The following is an 18,112-nucleotide window of genomic DNA, read 5'->3' on the forward strand; positions in this document are numbered from 1 at the left end:
TTAGTCTTTTAACAAATCGGGACGGCGCTCTTGTGTTCTTTTTAGCGCTTGCTCTTCACGCCAGGATTCTATATTAGCAGCATGCCCACTTAACAATACGTCCGGCACTTGATGTCCTTTGTAGTCTCTTGGTTTAGTATAAATAGGAGGGGCTAATAAGTTATCCTGAAACGAATCGGTTAGAGCAGAGGTTTCATTACCTAATACTCCTGGAATTAAACGAATTACAGCATCACACAACACCGCAGCACCTAATTCGCCTCCCGAAAGGACATAATCGCCAATAGAGATTTCTTTGGTTATAAACATATCCCGTACCCGTTGGTCTACACCTTTATAATGCCCACAGAGAATAATGATGTTTTCCTTTAAAGAGAGGGTGTTTGCAATGCCTTGGTTTAAAGTTTCTCCGTCTCGGCGTCATATAGATCACTTCGTCATAGTCGCGTGATTCTTTTAATTTAGAGATACATTTGTCTATAGGTTCGCAGGTCATCACCATACCAGCACCGCCGCCAAATTGCGTGTCGTCTACAGACTTATAATTGTCGGTTGTATAATCACGCAGATTATGAAAATGTACAGAAACCAATTGCGCCTCTATGGCGCGTTTTAAAATGGAGGCTTCAAACGGACTTTTTAATAATTCCGGTAATACCGTGATGATGTCAATTCTCATGATGCTTTATTAAAGGAATGCTAAGATAATTCAAATGAAATATTAAAACATAAATAAGGGTCGAATTTTTAAGTAAAATTCGACCCTCATATGATTTACAACTTAATAAAAAAGGTTGTAATAATAAAATAGTTAGTTACTGTTGATCAGCATCTATTTGTTTCTTTTGCTCTAGCTCCCGAGCTGTTACTTTTGCTTTTAAATTTCTAGCATGTGTTTCTGAAGCTTCGTATCCAGCACCATATAATTACGGGTGTAAATAAGAATTTTTAAATTCTTTTTCTTTTTCCGGAACCACTCTATTATTATTAGCAAATTTGTCTGCTCTTACAGCAGTTACTTGCCAACTCACTTCTATATTTGCTTCATTTGTTTGAATTATAAATGTATTATCGGCAATTTTTTCTTTAATAATGGCTTGAGCAAAAGTTCCAATGGTTGTTAGTTGATATCTAAAATCTTTATTGGCCGCTTCAAAGTATTTTGGTAAGGTAACAGTAGCATAGCCCTTGCTGTCTGTTTTTGCATTACCGTGAATAAATATTCATCATTTCCGGAGATTCCACAAAACTATGTACTAAATATTTATTTTTTGGGTCTAAAGGATGATCAATTTTAAAAGTACCACCGCCTTTTGCAATGTTACCTGTTACATTTAGATCTCCTGTGATAGTCATATTTCCAGTAAAATCTGAATTTCCATCTACAGAAAGTTGACTTAAAGCATTCGTATTGTAGTCTAACCCTAATCTTAATTGTCTAATATTAGTATAACCACTTCTATTAAATCTAGCAATGGTATCTGGTGCAGAACAACCACCTACTAAATACAAGCTATTAGCGGCTCCATTGTGTTGAAATTTAATACCACATTCGCCATTGTAATTTGTGTCTTCGGCAAAATGCAATTCTCCGTAATCAACGTTGTTAAACCCGCCAACATTTCCAATGGCTGCTTTAGGAGCTGCATTATTTGTAACAAGAAAATTTAAGTTAGAATTAGATAAGGTTGGGCCTACAATAACACTTCCTGCATTTGTATTGTTAATATTTGTGCCATTTGTAGTCCACTCAGCACCTGCAACGCCTCCTGAGTTTTTAGCGTAGAGCGCATAAGGCACACTTAACAGCTGGCTGGCCCCAGTAATAGTGTAAGCCGTTCCCCCAGTAGGGTCCACCTCGGTTTGTATAAAGTATAAGCCTGTTGACCAGTCGATTGTACTAAACGTTCCGTGAAACAACCGTACCACTACCTATCTCAATAGACACGAGCCCATTAGCATTTGTAGTAGGTGTTTGCGTTTCTACATACACAGCGGTTCCCGTAGAGGTGTCTTGTAAAATACTAATTTGCATTCCTACTGGTGAAGAAATTAATAAATTATCTGAGGCATCTCTTACAACGGCTTGATATGTCATTTTTTCCGGTGCTTGGGCAAGTGCTCCAAGGGAGAATATAATTGCAGCTAATAATGTGTAAAGTTTTTTCATAAGGTTTAGTTTTTAATGATTTTAAATATTTTAACTTTTTTGTTGTTATTTTTTATTTCTAAGAAATAAATGGCAGATTGTAACTCCGAGATATTTATGCTTAATCTACTAGCAATATTTGTTTCACTTTTTAGTATTCTACCGTTGATATCTCTAATTTGATAATCTAATTGGGTATCTGTTTTATTATTAAAATTTAAAGTTAGCACATCGGTTGTAGGATTTGGGAAAACTTTTAATTCTTGTAGTAGTTCTGTAAAGTCTACAGAAGACAATGTCTCATTATATTCATTGGCTTGTTGTACCCCTTGTGCAACAGCACCCGTAGTTCCAAAATTGGTTACATAAGCGAGTTGACCAACGGAATAAGAAATAGAACCCGTCGTTCCCATGATATCACCACCGGAAGATGTTAGTGTCTGTTGGGCATGGGATTTGGAAATTCCCAAATAGAATACCGGAGTTAAGAATAAGAGTAGTTTGTTTGTTTTCATAAAGTTTGGATTAGAGATTAATAATTTTGATTTGTCTTACTTAAATGTATGACAAATTATTTGAAAGGAGGTGATTATAGAAAAGCAAAATAAAAAAAGGAGTAGCTTATTACTACGAGATATTATACTTCATACGTTCGCACTCCTAAAACACTGCAGATACAAATTCTTTTCCCAACTCATATGCTTGTATAAATGCTGGGTAGATTAGTGATTTTGGTTTGTAGACCAATGCCGCTATAATGATGTGGCTCACTTTTAATTTAGATTTACCCTATAATACTACTCCAATGTCTCGTTTTCTAATCTTACGATCTATAGACGAATCATATAATTAAAAAAATCGGTTTCAGAAGCCTTTCTTTGTGTGTGAAATAGCCGATGCCCTTAAGATAGTGGTACAGCGTAATTGTTGTAACAGTGTAGAGGTTGCATTTGGGCTCTTATTATAATCATAACTAAAAATAACAATTACCCTGTCTAGTGAAATGATTCTGCCGGATGCGTGTTCATATTATGGGCTGAACTTTATGTAGGCTGTAAACAAAAAAATCTATAACCGAAGTTACAGATTTTAATTTTAGTATCTTTTTTTTTAAAAGAAAGATTAGCAGTTTGAGTGGATGTTTTTCTTTCTAACTATTTTTATGTTTAATGATTTCATCTTGTAATTGACGTCTCACTTTCTGTTCGCGTTCTAGTGCTATACGGCGGTGTTCTTCAAATTCTTCTTCGGTTTCCAATAATGCTTTTTTAGCATCTCGTGTAATGGTATTACTATTCTTAAACTTATATATAAATAATAAAGACAAGGCTAAAAGGCCAGCAATGATACTCCACATTAAAGCATTGTAACTTCCTTTACTCATTTGTATCCCAAACAAAGACATGCTGTCTTTCTCTGTATTGGTTTCATCTAAAGTGCTTTGTGTAGCAGATAAACTCGATTTTAATTTTGAGATTTCTTCATTTTGTTTTGTAACAACGACTTTGGTGTCATTAAGCGTTTTGTGTACGGCATTTAAAGAATCTAAGGTGTTTGCTTTTATTTTTTCAACCCAATTCACTCTAATCACTTCATAATTTTGACCTCGAGCGTCTCTCCAGTTTGTAGATTTTTTGGTTAAATATTCGAACTGACTTTCTATAGAACCACTATCTAATGATAGCTTGTCCTCATCCGTTTGCGTGTTTGTTTGCGCTTGTAGTTGAAGCGAAAAAAAGGCTAAAAATAAAAGTAGGGTAGGTTTATTAAAATTCATTTTTTAAAATTAGTTTGAAATCATTTACTGCTAAAGTAAAAAATATTGTTCATTCTGAATGCATGATATAACAAAAAGCCTCACTAAATGTAAGGCTTTTATATATACGTATGAGGTCTTCTGTTTGGACTATGAGCTAAAATAATTAAATAACCCTTTGCTTTTTGGTCAAGTCCGCCACCATTTTAGGTGTCCATGCGATTGTGTATTATTGGCCAAAAAACATGTCTTATTAATAATAAGTAAAGCGTCTCACTTTAGCAATATACTTTGCTAAGCGAATGACTTGATGACTGTAGCCATACTCGTTATCATACCATACATAAAGAATAACGTTTTTGCCATCTTTACGTACAATTGTTGCTTTGCTATCATAAATGGAAGGAGCAGAGCTGCCCACAATATCGCTAGATACTAGCTCATCGCTCATTTCATATTTAATTTGCTCTACTAAATCCCCTTCTAAAGCATACTTCTTCATAGTGGCATTCATGCTATCAACACTTGTTGTAGACTCTAATTCTAAGTTCAAAATGGCTAAAGATCCATTAGGAACAGGAACACGAATGGCATTAGAGGTTAGTTTTCCTTCAAAAACAGGTAAGGCTTTTGAAACCGCAGCACCTGCTCCAGTTTCAGTAATAACCATATTTAATGCGGCCGCACGACCACGACGGTATTTACTGTGAAAATTATCCACCAAATTCTGGTCGTTTGTATAGGCATGAATGGTTTCTAAATGACCACTTTTCACACCATACGTGTCTTCAATGGCTTTTAAAACGGGAGTTATAGCATTGGTTGTACAAGAGGCTGCAGAGAAAATATCAATTTTGTCCGGATCGTTCTCTAAGTGGTTTACACCATGAACGATATTTGGAACGCCCTTTCCTGGTGCCGTTAATAATACCTTATGAGCGCCTTTAGAACTCAATAATCTGCTTAACGCTTCTTTGTCTCTAAACACACCAGTATTATCAATAATTAAAGCATTATTGATTCCATATTTTGTGTAATCAATATCTTCCGGCTGATTTGCTGATATGATATTTACCGTAGTCCCATTAATAATTAGGGCTTCATTCTCAAGATCAATTGCTACAGTGCCGGAAAAATCACCATGCACAGAATCATTACGTAACAAAGAGGCTCTTTTTTCTAAAACAGTAGCATCTACCTTACCACGGGTAACAATAGCGCGTAAACGCAGTTGGCTTCCTTTACCCATACGTGTCATTAATTCACGAGCTACTAAACGTCCAATACGACCAAAACCGTATAAAACAACATCTTTAGGTGTAATATCTTCATTTTTACTTGCGCCTTTTAATTTCTCGGCAACAAAAGAAATGGCATTACTATATTTTTGTTCTTCTAAATGGTACTCGTAGGTTAGTTTCCCAATGTCGAGTTTTGCTGGTGGAATGTCTAAGGTTTTAATAGCTTGCGCTATTTCTACAGAGTCAAAAATAGAAATTGGTTTTTGAACAAAGGCACCAGCATATTCATGAAGATTTAAAATTTCGCTGACATTTCTATCAATCAGCTGGTTTCTAAAAAGGACCAGTTCAATAGATTTATCATACCATAAGTCGCTTACAATTTTAATGAACTCAACAGTAGCACGACGTCTGTCGGCTTGAAAAGCTAATTCGCTTTCATAGGTTTCGTTAGTAGACATTTTAAATGTTTTAGTGTGTTGTTAATTTTTTTGCAAAAGTATAGTTTTCAAACGTTTTCGTAAAATTTTTTGTATTAAAAAATAAAAGCACTTTAGAGGGGTGCTAAAGTGCTTTTAAAAGGACGTCGGATTAATTTTATCTAAATCCGTATCGTAAATTTTGACCTTTAGAATTAATTAGCTCAATAGCTAAAGGACTATAAGGATCTTTATTTTTAATAATTTCTCTAACTTGTTCGACTGAATTGACATCGACACCATTAATTTTAGTAATGATATTACCAGGCTCAATACCTTCTTGTATAAGGTAATCGGCATGACGTCCAATGATTTTCATGATTTTAACTCCATGCTTTACTTTGTATTTTTTTAAATCATTGGGTTTCGTGTTTTTTATAACCGCAATACTCGGAATAACTAGGGTATTGTTTTTAAATAAAGTGACTTGAGCTTCTTTCTGTAAACCATTTCTTAAAAAGAACACTGTAATAATGTCATTAGGGCGCTTAGTATCCAAGTACCCACGCAGGTCTGAAAATTTGTTAATCTTCACATTATCAATTTTTTTAATAATATCACCCCTTTGTAATCCAGCAGCTTCAGCCCCCATATCTTCTTCTACACCATCTATATAAAAGCCCTCCGTTTCTCCAACACCTAGTTTTTCAGCTTCTGTACTATTTAAAGAGCCACCACGAACGCCTAAAATACCATTACTGGACATTTCCAAATTCCATAATGTCCTCAACCACTTTTCGTGCAATATTACTTGGTACTGCAAACGAATAACCTATATAAGAACCTGTTTGTGAGGTAATGGCTGTATTAATTCCTATTAAATCCCCATTAGTATTCACTAAAGCACCACCCGAATTTCCTGGATTTACAGCAGCATCAGTCTGTATAAACGATTGATTGCTTAAACCCGATAAATCTCTAGACTTAGCACTAATGATACCGGCAGTAACAGTCGATGTTAAATTAAAAGGATTGCCTACGGCTAACACCCATTCTCCAATTTTAGCTTGATCGCTATCCCCAAAGGTGGTATACGGGAGGTCATCATCGGCCTCAATTTTTAATAAGGCGATATCCGTTTTAGTGTCTGTACCTATAATTTTTGCTTCAAGTGTTCTGTTATCATTAAGCGTAACGCTTAGTTTTTGAGAGCCATCAATAACATGATTGTTGGTAATAATATAACCGTCTCGGAGAAATAATGACGCCACTTCCAGTACCCAATTGTCTGCGTTGGGGCACGCGACCCATTAACAAATCTTGCATGGTGGGTTGTGCCGTACTAATAGAAATGTTTTTTACGTGTACTACAGCATCTAATGTTTTTTCTGCAGCAACAGTAAAATCAATACCTTCTGCAGCAGCCGAGCCGTATTTGTTGTTTTTAAATTTACCGGAGTAAACAGGCTGGGCGTTTGTTGCTCGTTAAAAACAATGGGTTCGTCTTTTTCTAAAATGGTTTTGTATGCTCCTAGAGTAATGGCGCCTCCTAAAACTGAAACTAAAACCAGCGTTGCTATCTTTTTCATTTAAAATTATTTAGTTTAGAATTAATAGAATAACTATAAAATTAATTTTTTTATTGCGTCGAAAATTCAACTTTAACGACGATTTAACATCCAAAATAATGTGTGAAAACACTATATTTGTCTCGAGTAACTCCAAGTAAATGAGACATACCTTTTATAAATATCAAGGCACAGGAAACGACTTCGTTTTTATAGATAATCGTCAAGAGTTATTTAACAAAAAAGATGCCAAGTTAATTGCACATTTGTGTGACCGTCGCTTTGGCATTGGGGCAGATGGATTGATACTATTAGAAAATGACAAAATTGCAGACTTTAAAATGGTCTATTTCAATGCCGATGGGCATGAGAGTACCATGTGTGGTAATGGAGGGCGCTGTATTGTTGCTTTCGCAGAACAACTAAACATCATTACTAATAAAACAACATTTAATGCTATTGATGGGTTACATGATGCTTACATTCATGAGGGCTTTGTAAAACTTAAAATGCAAGATGTGAACACCATTGAGACCTTTGAAAACCATGTCTTTTTAAATACGGGGTCACCACATCATGTTGCTTTGGTTACTCAATTAAAAGCGATTGACGTAAAAACGCAAGGTTCAAAAATTAGATATGGAGAACCTTACAACGAAGCAGGAAGTAATGTAAATTTTGTGGAGCAAATAGACAAGAGTGCTTTTGCTGTTAGAACGTATGAAAGAGGCGTAGAAGATGAAACTTTATCTTGCGGTACAGGAGTAACAGCCGTGGCTTTAGCTATGCACCGTTTGAATAAAACGCAAAGCAAAGAAATACACCTAAATGTTGAGGGAGGCGTATTAACAGTATCCTTTGAGGAGTCACAATATGGTTATAAAAACATATGGCTTCAAGGTCCAGCAATACTAGTTTTTAAAGGTGAAATAGAATGGTAACATTAAAAGGAGAACACATTTATTTAAGAGCTCTAGAACCTGAAGATTTAGAGTTCGTTTACAATATTGAAAATGACGAGTCCATTTGGGAGTTGAGTAGTACTATAACGCCATATTCTAAATACCTAATCAAACAATATTTAGAAAACGCACAGGCAGATATTTACGAGATAAAACAATTGCGATTGGTTATTTCTAGTTATAATAATGAGTGCTTAGGGATGATAGATGTTTTCGATTTCGATGTGACAAATAAACGGGCAGGTATTGGCATCTTAATAAAAGACGGTAAGGATAGAAACAAAGGGCATGGGCGTGAAGCGCTAAAGCTACTTACAAATTATTGCTTTAGTCATTTAAATTTACATCAACTATATTGTAATATTTCTGAAGACAACGAAAACAGCATCAAGTTGTTTTTAAATCAAGGCTTTCAAACCATTGGATTAAAAAAAGATTGGAGTTTTAACAACGGAGAATATAAAAACGAATATTTATTTCAACTTATTAATAATGTACATTAAAAAAATACTTGTGGCGATTGCCACTATTGGATTAGCGGTAGCCGCCTACTTTGCTTATTTTATTTATGGCGTGATGCTTAAACCAAATACCGCTTTTAATAACGATGAAGCGTATATATTTATTCCTACTCATGCGAATTATAGTGAAGTAAGAGCGCAGTTGGAGCCGCTATTATTAAATATAGATAAATTTGATGCTTTGGCAAAACAAAAAAGATATACCACGAATATAAAAGCAGGCCGTTATATTATTAAAAAAGGCATGAGTAATAATGATATTATTAATACCATTCGTAGTCAGAACAAGCCCATTCGTGTGGCGTTTAACAATCAAGAAACGATACAAAAATTAGCTGGGCGTATTGCCATTCAAATAGAAGCAGATAGTATATCGCTAATACATGCGATGACCGATGAAAACTTTTTAAGCCAAAACAATTTCACAAAACAAACGGCTTTAGGGATGTATATCCCTAACAGTTATGAAGTGTATTGGAACACCTCTGCAGAAGCCTTTCGTGATAAAATGTTAAAAGAATATGATCGGTTTTGGAATGCTTCACGTAGAGAAAAAGCGGCACAATTAAATTTAACACCAGATCAAGTGATGACGTTGGCTTCTATTGTTCATGAAGAATCAAAACAAGCCAGCGAGCAACCAAGGATAGCTGGTGTTTATTTAAACCGTTTAAAAATTGGTATGCCGCTACAGGCAGACCCAACGATTCGGTATGCTGCTTATCAATCTCCAAATCACGATGGCGGATTATTAAGCGCGTTTTAAATGTTCATAAAGAAACGGAGTCACCGTATAATACCTATAAATATTTAGGGTTGCCCCCTGGGTTAATTGCTATGCCGAGATGTTTCTGCTATTGAAGGGGTATTAAACGCCGAAAACCATAAGTATCTTTATTTTGTAGCCGATGCACAAAACATTGGATTCCATAAATTCGCAAAAACCTTAACACAACATAATGCTAATGCGCGCGTCTATCATAACTATTTGAATTCGCAAAACATCTATAAATAGAAGTGAAGCCACTTGCCCTCTTTCTTTGCTTCGGTGTATTAGCGAAATTGCTATAGCACAGCAAACTTTTTTCAAGCCTAGTGATACCTTAAATATAAAACGCAGAAATGCGGTGGTTATTTCGGAAGCAACTATTGGCGGTTTAACGCTCATCGGTCTAAATCAAATATGGTATGCAGATTATGAGCGGTCTAAATTCCATACCATTAACGATAATAGTGAATGGCAGCAACTAGATAAATTAGGTCATGTATTCTCGTCCTATCAATTGGGTCGTATTGGGGCTCAAACGTTAAACTGGACAGGAGTAAATGAAAAAGACCAATTGTTATATGGGGGCACCTTAGGTTTTTCTTTTTTAACAGCAGTTGAAGTATTGGATGGTTTTTCTAAAGAATGGGGATTCAGTTGGGGAGATTTTACGGCCAATGCTGCTGGTTCCGGATTATATATCGGGCAGCAATTATTATGGAAAGAACAGCGCGTTCTAATCAAATATTCCTTCCATAATACCAAATACGCTTCACAACGTCCGAGAAAAATTAGGCCAAGGCTTTTTCGAAGAGGCATTAAAAGATTATAACGGACAAACCTATTGGCTTTCAGCCAACTTGCATGCATTCTTTAAAACCAATAACGTTCCCAAATGGCTCAATTTCGCAATTGGATACGGTGGAGAGGGTTTATTGTCTCGGTAATGAGGTGCTTATTGTTAATAACACGTTGATAAAACAAAATAGACAACGGCAATTCTATTTGAGTTTAGACGTAGATTTGAGGAGGATAAAAACCAATTCTATGCTACTAAAATCAATTTTAAGCGTTTTCAACACCATTAAACTGCCGTTTCCTACGGTGGAGTTCAACGATAAAAAAGGCATAAAGCTACACGCTATCTACTTTTAAAGGTCGTTAAACGATTGATTTTCAGTATTAACAAAATTGTTGTATATTTGCACGGCAAAAATTTTAGGCATGCTTTTTGAATATAAGCTGCTTTAAAAAATTGAAAATTATGAACAAAAAGAGTATTGCAAGTGTTTTAGCTTTAGCGTGTACAATTTGTGTTTTAATTGTTGTATCGCTATCAACAAATAAATCTGAAGTGAGCTATGATTTTATGGCTAACTATTCAACAAAAGGTTTAGATTTAGACTATTCTATGTCTTTAGACAAAACTTACGATTTTAGTTTTGATGAAACGGAAACCCCTTTCAATCTTCATTTAGGTAAAACGTTTCTTGGCTTCAAAGAGGAGCTTGGGTTTAAAGAATCTCAAAACAATTATTTTTCAGTGAATACTTATGGTTACTTAGGGAAATACCAATTTGGTAGAAGTACTTTAGAGCTTATAGGTATTAATGACGCAAAATTATTTTTAAACACTCCTGAGTTACAAGAAAAAGCCTTTATTGCTAACACAGAACGTAATAAGTGGGTATTAAGAAGAGACATCAAGCGTTTTTCTCGGAAAATATATTAATGGTATCAAAGTTACAGAATCAGGTATTTTAGCTGCAGCACACCTGGCGGGACCTGGGAGTGTAAAAAAATACTTAAGGAGTTATGGAGCGGAAGGTTTTGAAGATGGCTATGGGACATCTATTCGCTCTTATATGAAACGGTTTTCAGGTTTTGACACATCGAACATTAAACCTAAAAAGAGAGCTAAAGTGTCTATGGATGCGTAAATGAGCTTTTTATTTTTTATGGATGATAAATAACGTTGGTCTTTTGTGAAGATCAACGTTATTTTTTTTCCACTCATTTGCGGTCATGGTTTTGATGTATTCTGTGGGTAATGTAATATCACAGGCCACACAAATATCTGTGTGGCCATTTAAAATATTACATAAATCTTCTAACAATTTATTGTTTCTATAGGGCGTTTCAATAAATAGTTGTGATTGGTTATAGTCTAATGATAATTTTTCTAATCGCTTCAACTCCTGTTTTCTTTCCCCTTTATCTATAGGTAAGTACCCATTAAAAGCAAAACTCTGTCCGTTCATGCCACTACTCATCATCGCCATTAAAATAGAAGAGGGGCCAACAAGAGGCACGACTGTAATATTGTTTTCATGTGCCAATTTCACAATTTCTGCACCTGGATCTGCCACACCTGGACAACCCGCTTCTGAAATTAAACCAATATCGAAGCCTTTTTTACAAGGTTCCGAGATAGCTAGGTAACGCGTTGGCATCTGTAAACTTATTCAAAGGAAAGAGCTGCAATGCCGATTGCTTTTTACTAGAGCTGATTTTTTTGATAAAGCGTCTTGCTGTTTTTTCGTTTTCAACGATATAAGTGTCAATACGTTCAATCGTTTTTTTAACGCTTAACGGTAGTACATTTAACGGTTCGGTATCTCCTAAGGTTGTAGGAATAAGATAAAGCTTTCCAGTGTATTCGCTCATTTAGTTAACAATGAATTTTTTAATATATTTCACCCCTGTATTGTCTGTTATTTCAACGAAATATAAACCAGCGGCATAAGTTTTTGTTGCAATAGTAATATTTTCTGTTGAAAGAGTACTAATTTTTTTTACTTGTTGTCCGATACTATTTATAATTGAAAGTGATTGAACGGTTGCCAAATGTGCATTAAAATGAATAGTAATTTTGTTATTAGAAGGATTAGGAAATAATTTAAAACGCTCGAGTTGTTCTTCAGTAACATTTAAATTTGGATCTGTTATTTTGTATACAGTATTACCGCCAACAGCGTATAACTCACCATTGCTATCTTCACCAAAACTTGTCCATGATGCCGTTATATTAGGTGTTTGCCATGTTAAAGACCAGCTGCTTCCAGTGTCTGTCAAGAGGCCCATCCCTTGAGAGCAAAAATCGGCAAAAAAGTATTTACCAATAAATTCGGATATATTGTTCCTCGATATAAATAGCCTCCGGTAATAGAACATCTGCCGCCGGAGTGATTGTATTCTGAAACAGGCGCTATCGTATTGCTAAATACAGGACAGCTTCCTGAGCTTGTATCGTAAGTATGATTGTCACCCTCATAGCATCTCCAACCGTAATTACCTCCTGGAGTTCCGAGCTATTAACACTATTTATTTCTTCATAAGCGTTTTGTCCCACGTCTGCAATCCATAAATCACCAGTCATTTTATCAAAAGAGAATTTCCATGGATTTCTTAAACCAATGGCATAAATTTCAGGCAAACCTCCGTAACTTGCGTAAGGATTATCTCCGGGAATCGTATAAGTAGCACCACTTACATCTATACGTAGTATTTTTCCAAGTAGTGTATTGGGGCTTTGTGCTCGATTACCCGGATCACCAGCAGAACCGCCATCTCCGGTTGCGATATATATATAACCATCAGGACCAAAAGCTATTTTGCCTCCGTTGTGGTTTGCGAAAGGTTGACTAATGGTCAATAAAACAGTTTCCGTAGTATTCGCTATATCTCGGATTTGTGCTAACCGTGTAACGTGCAATAATTGTATTTGGTTGGCTAGTGCTTGTGTTGTCTGTATAATTCACATAAAACCGTCCAGGAGGTTACATAATCCGGAGCAAAGGCAAGGCCTAACAAGCCGCGTTCTCCTCCGGAACCTACAAAGCTACTTATGTCAAGAAAAGGAGTAGGATTTATGGAACCATCTGAATTAAGTATTTTAATTAATCCCGCTTGTTCAACAACAAACAATCTAGTGTCACCAGTACTTCCTGTATTAACAATCTCGACTGGACTATTTAAACCGGTTGCAAAGGAAGTGAGTGCAATAGTTTGAGAAAAACTTAAAAATGTGAAAAGGGATAGTAATACTAAAGAGTAGAATGTTTTCATAGTATTTAGTTTTATTAAAATTATTAAAAATCAGATACTATAAATACGAATGAATCTACTGCTTTAGTTTTTTTGCAATAATAGTACAAGCTTCATCAAGCATGTTATAAACATTATCAAAACCGGAGTAGCCACCATGATAAGGGTCCGGCACTTCTAAATTTTTATTGGGATGACTTTCGTTAAGAATCAATTGTACTTTTGCGATGTCTGCATCATTTCTAGCTTGTTTAACGATGTCCTTGAAATTAGACTGGTCCATGACATAAATGCGATCAAAAGTATCGAAATCTTCAATTTGAAATTGTCTGCCACGTTGCCCTGTAATATCTATACCGTTTTTTGAAGCCACTTCAATCGAACGCTTGTCTCGGTAAACTTCCAATGTGATAATGGCTTGTTCCTGCGGAATCCACTTCAAAGCATTCGGATGGTAGTTTAGATTCTAAAATAGCCTGAGCCAATGGAGAGCGGCAGATGTTTCCGAGGCAAACCATGAGAATTTTAGACATAATTAAAATATTTTAGACTGAAAGTTTTTTAGTCAAGTCCTCCACGTATTTTCTAAATTGCTTGTCTGTAGAGGATAAGTTGTCTACTGTTTTACAGGCATGTAATACGGTGGCATGGTCACGTTTACCAATTTGAGACCCTATGCTAGCTAAAGACGCTTTGGTAAATTTCTTTGCAAAGAACATGGCCAATTGCCTGGCTTGAACAATGTGACGCTTCCTTGTTTTAGACTGTAAGGTATCGACATCCATTTGGAAATAATCTGAAACAATTTTTTGAATATAATCGATAGACACTTCGCGTTTGGTATTTTTTACAAACTTTTCTACAACTTGCTTTGCTAGTTCAATATTGATTTCTTTTTTATTAAAAGAAGACTGCGCAATTAAAGAAATGATAGCGCCTTCTAGTTCGCGAATATTCGATTTGATATTCTTGGCAACATATTCTATGATATCGTCCGGCATTTCAACACCATCACGATAGAGTTTGTTTTTTAGTATAGAAACACGCGTTTCAAAATCGGGTGTTTGTAACTCGGCAGAAAGGCCCCATTTAAAGCGCGATAATAGGCGCTGTTCGATATCTTGCATATCAACAGGTGCTTTATCACTGGTTAAAATAACTTGCTTTCCGTTTTGATGTAAGTGATTAAAGATATGAAAGAATACATCCTGAGTTCCGGATTTACCGAGATAAGAATTGAACATCATCTATCACCAGTACATCGATTAATTGATAGAAATGAATAAAATCATTTCTATTATTCTTTTTAACAGAGTCAATATATTGTTGCGTAAATTTTTCAGCAGAAATATATAATACAGTCTTTTACGGGTACTTATCTTTAATATCAACACCTATAGCATGAGCTAAGTGTGTTTTCCCTAAACCAACACCTCCAAAAATTAATAACGGGTTAAAAGAAGTGCCTCCTGGCTTTGCAGAAACGGCTAACCCAGCACTACGTGCTAAACGGTTAGAGTCTCCTTCTAAAAAGTTATCGAAATTATAATTGGGATTGAGTTGAGATTCTATCTTTACATTACGTATTCCAGGAATAATAAAGGGATTGCGTAATTCTCTATCTTTATTTTTAAATGGGACATCCACATCTTGAGCCTTAACTGCAGACCGATTAGAACTCGGGATTCTCTCAGTAAAGGGCTGTTTATTACCATACGTGTTTTCCATTTTAATAATGTAAACAAGCTTAGCAGTCTCACCTAATTCTTTAGTGAGCGCTACTTTTAAAATTTTAACATAATGTTCCTCTAACCATTCATAAAAAAACTTACTAGGGACCTGTACACTTAAAGCATTATCAGTAAGCTTGACTGCAATTATTGGCTCGAACCAGGTTTTATATGCTTGAGGTTGAATATTGTCTTTTATGAAATTGAGACAATTGTTCCGGACCGATTGCGCAGTTATACTCATTGTTGAATTAAAGTGTTTATCTTAAAGTTAGTTATTGGTATGTCGTATGGAAACAACAATCATCTATTTTATAGCGTGGCAAATATGTGAACAAAAAACGTAAAAAAAAAATCATTTACTATTGAATTTATCGTTTTTTTTCCTCATACTAGATAGCTCAACGAAACTACAAAAAATATATTAAAGATAGCAATGAATAGTGATGAAATTGAAATAAGAATACGATATGCCGAAACAGACCGGATGGGTGTTGTACACCATGCAAATTACGCATTATATCTCGGAAATGGGGCGTATTGAGTGGTTGCGTAAATTGGGTCTATCTTACAAGAAAATGGAGGAAGAAGGTATAGCGCTTCCTGTGATTTCGCTCCATGTAAATTATAAAAAATCAATACGTTATGATGACCTTATTAAAGTAAAAACCCAACTAAAAGAAAGGCCTCGGTCAGTGGTCGAATTTGACTATGAAATATCGAATGATTTTGGAGAAATTTCGGCAACGGCAAATACCGTTTTGGCATTTATTAATTTGAAAACAAATAAACCCACCGAGACCTCCAAAGTATTTTTTAGAGGTGTTAAATAGTTAAACGTTTAATTCTTTAATTTTAACTTTGTAAATCCCATCAAAATTATCATGAATAGTTTGGGCTTCTTTTTTTCTTACTGAAATAGTAATCCGGCAATCCAATTCTAATTTTTGGTTTATGATGTTTAAGTTTTTTTCTTTTATCACACGCATCACCTTATTCATCAAGTCGTATTCACAGGTAATTAAATAGTCTATGTTTATGGTGCGTTCTACAATTTTTGAGGCTTCTAAAGCCAGTTGCGCTCCAGTTCTATAGGCGTTAATTAATCCGCCAACACCTAGCTTTACACCGCCAAAATAGCGGACAACTACGATAAGTATATTAGTTACTTCAAACGATTGTATTTGTCCGTATATAGGCATGCCCGCACTATTACTTGGTTCACCATCATCATTGGCACGATAGGCGATGGTTTCTGTGCCTATTTGGTAGGCATAACACCAGTGTCTTGCTTGGTGGTGTTGTTTTTTTAGTGTCTCAATGTGTTCTTTTACGGCGTCTTCTGTGTCAATAGGAAACGCATACCCATAAAACTTTGAGTTTTTATCCTTAAAAAGAACTTCTTCAGAAGGTTTTAAAATGGTTTTGTAGCTGTCGTCTTCCATTATGATAGCGTGATTAGTACTATTGAAATTACCGCAATGATAATACCGCTACAATTTTTAATGCTTAATTTTTCTTTGAAAAACGCGAGTCCAATAAGTGTAGATAACATAACGATAGCAACGTTATTGATCGTGAAAATGGTGGAGCTTTCAAAATTTTTAAATTGCAAAGCTTTAAGCAGCATGAATATAGAATAATAATTTACAATACCTAAGAGGAGGCCGGCAAAAACACTTCTTAGATCAAATACTAAGGTTTTTTGTAGTGCTTTTGTGGTAAGTATAGTAACGCCAATGCAGCCCGCAATAAAAAAGATGGTTGCTGAAAACAGAGGGATACCGTCATTAGGAATATAACGTGTTTCTAAATACTTTATGGTGGTATCTATAATTCCCGAGCCTAGGAACAACACAATAGGAAGCCATAAGTTTTTTAAACGAATGGTTCCTGTTCTTGCTTTTATAGACGTTAAATATACCGCGATTAAAGCCAGAAAGATACCAATGCCTTTCTGCCAACCCAAGTTTTCTTGGTAGACGTAAAGGCCAAATACAATAGGAATCACAACACTCATTTTACTAGCAACCGAGGCCACCGACAAGCCATGGCGTTGCGCCGTTAATGCCATCACATTAAAAATGGCAATAAATAAAAAACCTAAAAAAACAGCGCCAAAAAACCATTGTTGGTTAACCAGTTCTAAGGGTTTTAAAGCAGTATTTGTATTTAAAACACCCGTAATACATGCTGCAAAATAGTTAAAAACTATAGCTTGTAAGGTGTTGATTTTATATTTACCAATGAGGTTAAAAATAACGAATATTAACGTAGAGGCTAATATGCTAAGGAGTAAATAAATCAAAAAAGCGTGCTTTTAATGGTGAATAAATCGATAATGTCTTCTGTTTTCGGGTCGTTATTCCAAACCTGGAAGTTTAATTGCTGTGCAGCCAATATGTTTTCTTTGGTGTCATCTATAAACAAGCATTCTTCTGGTTTGAGTGCGTTTTGTTTTAACACATACTCAAAAATAGTAGCATTAGGCTTTCTTAAATTGATTTCGTGAGATAAGTAGAATCGATCAAAACAATTTTTGAAATCGTCGTAGAAGGTGATGTGTTTCTTAATACAATTGATATGTAGTTCATTGGTATTGCTTAATAGAATGAGTTTATATTTTTTTCTTTGGCTAAAGCTTCAATAAACTTTAGGCGTTTTGATGGAAAATCACAAATGATATAGTTCCAGGCCGCGATAATGTCTGCTTTTGAAAGTTTAGGGAAATTGTCGCAGTAGAATTCTAAAAATTCTTCGGTAGACAACAAGCCTTGTTCATATAGTGTGTTAATGGCAATAAGTTCTTCAGATAACACATCCATTTCAAATAGCTCTAAGGCGTTGGTCATAGCGCCTTCTTTATCTAAATTGATGAATACATCTCCAAAATCAAATATTAGTGTTTTTATTTTTGTCATCTTTTTTCGTTAGTCATATTGAACGTGGTAGA

General features: G+C 35.3%; 15 protein-coding genes and 8 pseudogenes. 6 read left to right on the forward strand and 17 right to left on the reverse strand.

Translation table 11 applies throughout. The features are described 5' to 3' along the window. The 7 genes and pseudogenes from trmD to N7U66_RS22745 all read right to left on the reverse strand — a co-directional run bounded on the left by trmD (position 1) and on the right by N7U66_RS22745 (position 7,154). Positions 1 to 679 (reverse strand): annotated as a pseudogene (gene trmD / locus N7U66_RS19825) (tRNA (guanosine(37)-N1)-methyltransferase TrmD). A gap of 527 nt (positions 680 to 1,206) precedes the next feature. Continuing rightward, a complete protein-coding gene (locus tag N7U66_RS19830) occupies positions 1,207 to 1,920 on the reverse strand; it encodes a hypothetical protein (RefSeq protein WP_267676627.1) in 714 nt (237 codons plus the stop codon). Further along, the gene (locus N7U66_RS19835; RefSeq protein ID WP_267676628.1) at positions 1,901 to 2,170 is read right to left on the reverse strand and encodes a hypothetical protein; all 270 of its coding nucleotides are present in this window, start codon (positions 2,168 to 2,170) and stop codon (positions 1,901 to 1,903) included. The genes N7U66_RS19830 and N7U66_RS19835 overlap by 20 nt, the downstream gene beginning before the upstream one ends. A gap of 5 nt (positions 2,171 to 2,175) precedes the next feature. Continuing rightward, positions 2,176 to 2,664, reverse strand: a complete 489-nt coding sequence (locus N7U66_RS19840) for a T9SS type A sorting domain-containing protein (protein WP_267676629.1) — start codon at positions 2,662 to 2,664, stop codon at positions 2,176 to 2,178. 635 nt (positions 2,665 to 3,299) lie between these two features. Beyond that, entirely contained in the window at positions 3,300 to 3,926 is a 627-nt protein-coding gene (locus N7U66_RS19845; protein WP_267676630.1) for a tRNA (guanine-N1)-methyltransferase, read from the reverse strand. Between the two features lie 232 nt (positions 3,927 to 4,158). Then, positions 4,159 to 5,607: a glyceraldehyde-3-phosphate dehydrogenase gene (locus tag N7U66_RS19850; protein ID WP_267676631.1), complete on the reverse strand. Its 1,449-nt coding sequence runs from the start codon at positions 5,605 to 5,607 to the stop codon at positions 4,159 to 4,161. 136 nt (positions 5,608 to 5,743) lie between these two features. After that, a pseudogene (locus tag N7U66_RS22745) lies at positions 5,744 to 7,154 on the reverse strand (trypsin-like peptidase domain-containing protein). A gap of 140 nt (positions 7,155 to 7,294) precedes the next feature. Between N7U66_RS22745 and dapF the strand changes: the two are divergent. From dapF to N7U66_RS19880, 5 genes and pseudogenes are all read left to right on the forward strand, one after another. Next, on the forward strand, positions 7,295 to 8,074 hold the full coding sequence (gene dapF, locus N7U66_RS19860; RefSeq protein ID WP_267676632.1) for a diaminopimelate epimerase: 780 nt from the start codon (positions 7,295 to 7,297) through the stop codon (positions 8,072 to 8,074). Beyond that, on the forward strand, positions 8,068 to 8,598 hold the full coding sequence (locus N7U66_RS19865) for a GNAT family N-acetyltransferase (protein WP_267676633.1): 531 nt from the start codon (positions 8,068 to 8,070) through the stop codon (positions 8,596 to 8,598). The genes dapF and N7U66_RS19865 overlap by 7 nt, the downstream gene beginning before the upstream one ends. Positions 8,599 to 8,671: 73 nt before the next feature. Then, positions 8,672 to 9,631: pseudogene (gene mltG, locus N7U66_RS19870) on the forward strand (endolytic transglycosylase MltG). Positions 9,632 to 9,656: 25 nt separating this feature from the next. Next, positions 9,657 to 10,214 carry a DUF2279 domain-containing protein gene (locus tag N7U66_RS22335; RefSeq protein WP_313791322.1) on the forward strand — a complete coding sequence of 186 codons (558 nt, stop codon included), beginning with the start codon at positions 9,657 to 9,659 and terminating at the stop codon, positions 10,212 to 10,214. 432 nt (positions 10,215 to 10,646) lie between these two features. Beyond that, positions 10,647 to 11,322 (forward strand): annotated as a pseudogene (locus N7U66_RS19880) (peptidoglycan-binding protein LysM). Between the two features lie 9 nt (positions 11,323 to 11,331). Here N7U66_RS19880 and N7U66_RS19885 read toward each other — a convergent pair. The 6 genes and pseudogenes from N7U66_RS19885 to dnaA form a co-directional block, all read right to left on the reverse strand. Continuing rightward, positions 11,332 to 12,049 (reverse strand): annotated as a pseudogene (locus tag N7U66_RS19885) (SAM-dependent methyltransferase). Beyond that, positions 12,050 to 12,466, reverse strand: coding sequence for a T9SS type A sorting domain-containing protein (locus N7U66_RS19890; protein ID WP_267676634.1), 417 nt, complete (start codon positions 12,464 to 12,466; stop codon positions 12,050 to 12,052). Positions 12,467 to 12,590: 124 nt separating this feature from the next. After that, positions 12,591 to 13,097 (reverse strand): PQQ-dependent sugar dehydrogenase, encoded by a 507-nt coding sequence (locus N7U66_RS19895; RefSeq protein WP_267676635.1) that lies wholly within the window; start codon positions 13,095 to 13,097, stop codon positions 12,591 to 12,593. Between the two features lie 17 nt (positions 13,098 to 13,114). Beyond that, positions 13,115 to 13,450 (reverse strand): hypothetical protein, encoded by a 336-nt coding sequence (locus N7U66_RS19900; protein WP_267676636.1) that lies wholly within the window; start codon positions 13,448 to 13,450, stop codon positions 13,115 to 13,117. A gap of 55 nt (positions 13,451 to 13,505) precedes the next feature. Then, positions 13,506 to 13,962 (reverse strand): annotated as a pseudogene (locus N7U66_RS19905) (low molecular weight protein-tyrosine-phosphatase). Positions 13,963 to 13,974: 12 nt separating this feature from the next. Further along, a pseudogene (dnaA, locus tag N7U66_RS19910) lies at positions 13,975 to 15,403 on the reverse strand (chromosomal replication initiator protein DnaA). A 192-nt stretch (positions 15,404 to 15,595) separates the two neighbouring features. On the opposite strand from dnaA, the pseudogene N7U66_RS19915 reads away from it, so the two are divergent. After that, positions 15,596 to 15,996: pseudogene (locus N7U66_RS19915) on the forward strand (acyl-CoA thioesterase). On the opposite strand, the gene N7U66_RS19920 reads toward N7U66_RS19915, so the two are convergent. Genes N7U66_RS19920 through N7U66_RS22345 form a run of 4 tightly spaced genes read right to left on the reverse strand, consistent with a single transcriptional unit; the run spans position 15,993 to position 18,080 of the window. Further along, positions 15,993 to 16,604: an IMPACT family protein gene (locus N7U66_RS19920; protein ID WP_267676637.1), complete on the reverse strand. Its 612-nt coding sequence runs from the start codon at positions 16,602 to 16,604 to the stop codon at positions 15,993 to 15,995. The pseudogene N7U66_RS19915 and the gene N7U66_RS19920 overlap by 4 nt on opposite strands. Next, complete coding sequence (locus N7U66_RS19925) at positions 16,604 to 17,467, reverse strand: EamA/RhaT family transporter (protein ID WP_267676638.1); 864 nt, start codon at positions 17,465 to 17,467, stop codon at positions 16,604 to 16,606. Before N7U66_RS19925 ends, N7U66_RS19920 begins: the two co-directional genes overlap by 1 nt. Next, positions 17,464 to 17,772 carry an HAD-IA family hydrolase gene (locus tag N7U66_RS22340; RefSeq protein WP_313791546.1) on the reverse strand — a complete coding sequence of 103 codons (309 nt, stop codon included), beginning with the start codon at positions 17,770 to 17,772 and terminating at the stop codon, positions 17,464 to 17,466. The genes N7U66_RS19925 and N7U66_RS22340 overlap by 4 nt, the downstream gene beginning before the upstream one ends. Continuing rightward, positions 17,763 to 18,080, reverse strand: a complete 318-nt coding sequence (locus N7U66_RS22345; protein WP_313791323.1) for an HAD family hydrolase — start codon at positions 18,078 to 18,080, stop codon at positions 17,763 to 17,765. The genes N7U66_RS22340 and N7U66_RS22345 overlap by 10 nt, the downstream gene beginning before the upstream one ends. Between the last annotated feature and the right edge of the window lie 32 nt (positions 18,081 to 18,112).

It is taken from the genome of Lacinutrix neustonica (assembly GCF_026625145.1).
GTDB lineage: Bacteria > Bacteroidota > Bacteroidia > Flavobacteriales > Flavobacteriaceae > Lacinutrix > Lacinutrix neustonica.

What these genes read in the sequence shown, in the direction of transcription:
- N7U66_RS19835 (WP_267676628.1), bottom strand. Translation starts at nt 2,170, where the DNA reads ATGAAAAAACTTTACACATTATTAGCTGCAATTATATTCTCCCTTGGA.
- N7U66_RS19840 (WP_267676629.1), bottom strand. Translation starts at nt 2,664, where the DNA reads ATGAAAACAAACAAACTACTCTTATTCTTAACTCCGGTATTCTATTTG.
- N7U66_RS19845 (WP_267676630.1), bottom strand. Translation starts at nt 3,926, where the DNA reads ATGAATTTTAATAAACCTACCCTACTTTTATTTTTAGCCTTTTTTTCG.
- N7U66_RS19850 (WP_267676631.1), bottom strand. Translation starts at nt 5,607, where the DNA reads ATGTCTACTAACGAAACCTATGAAAGCGAATTAGCTTTTCAAGCCGAC.
- dapF (WP_267676632.1), top strand. Translation starts at nt 7,295, where the DNA reads ATGAGACATACCTTTTATAAATATCAAGGCACAGGAAACGACTTCGTT.
- N7U66_RS19865 (WP_267676633.1), top strand. Translation starts at nt 8,068, where the DNA reads ATGGTAACATTAAAAGGAGAACACATTTATTTAAGAGCTCTAGAACCT.
- N7U66_RS19890 (WP_267676634.1), bottom strand. Translation starts at nt 12,466, where the DNA reads ATGGGCCTCTTGACAGACACTGGAAGCAGCTGGTCTTTAACATGGCAA.
- N7U66_RS19900 (WP_267676636.1), bottom strand. Translation starts at nt 13,450, where the DNA reads ATGAAAACATTCTACTCTTTAGTATTACTATCCCTTTTCACATTTTTA.
- N7U66_RS19920 (WP_267676637.1), bottom strand. Translation starts at nt 16,604, where the DNA reads ATGGAAGACGACAGCTACAAAACCATTTTAAAACCTTCTGAAGAAGTT.
- N7U66_RS22345 (WP_313791323.1), bottom strand. Translation starts at nt 18,080, where the DNA reads ATGACAAAAATAAAAACACTAATATTTGATTTTGGAGATGTATTCATC.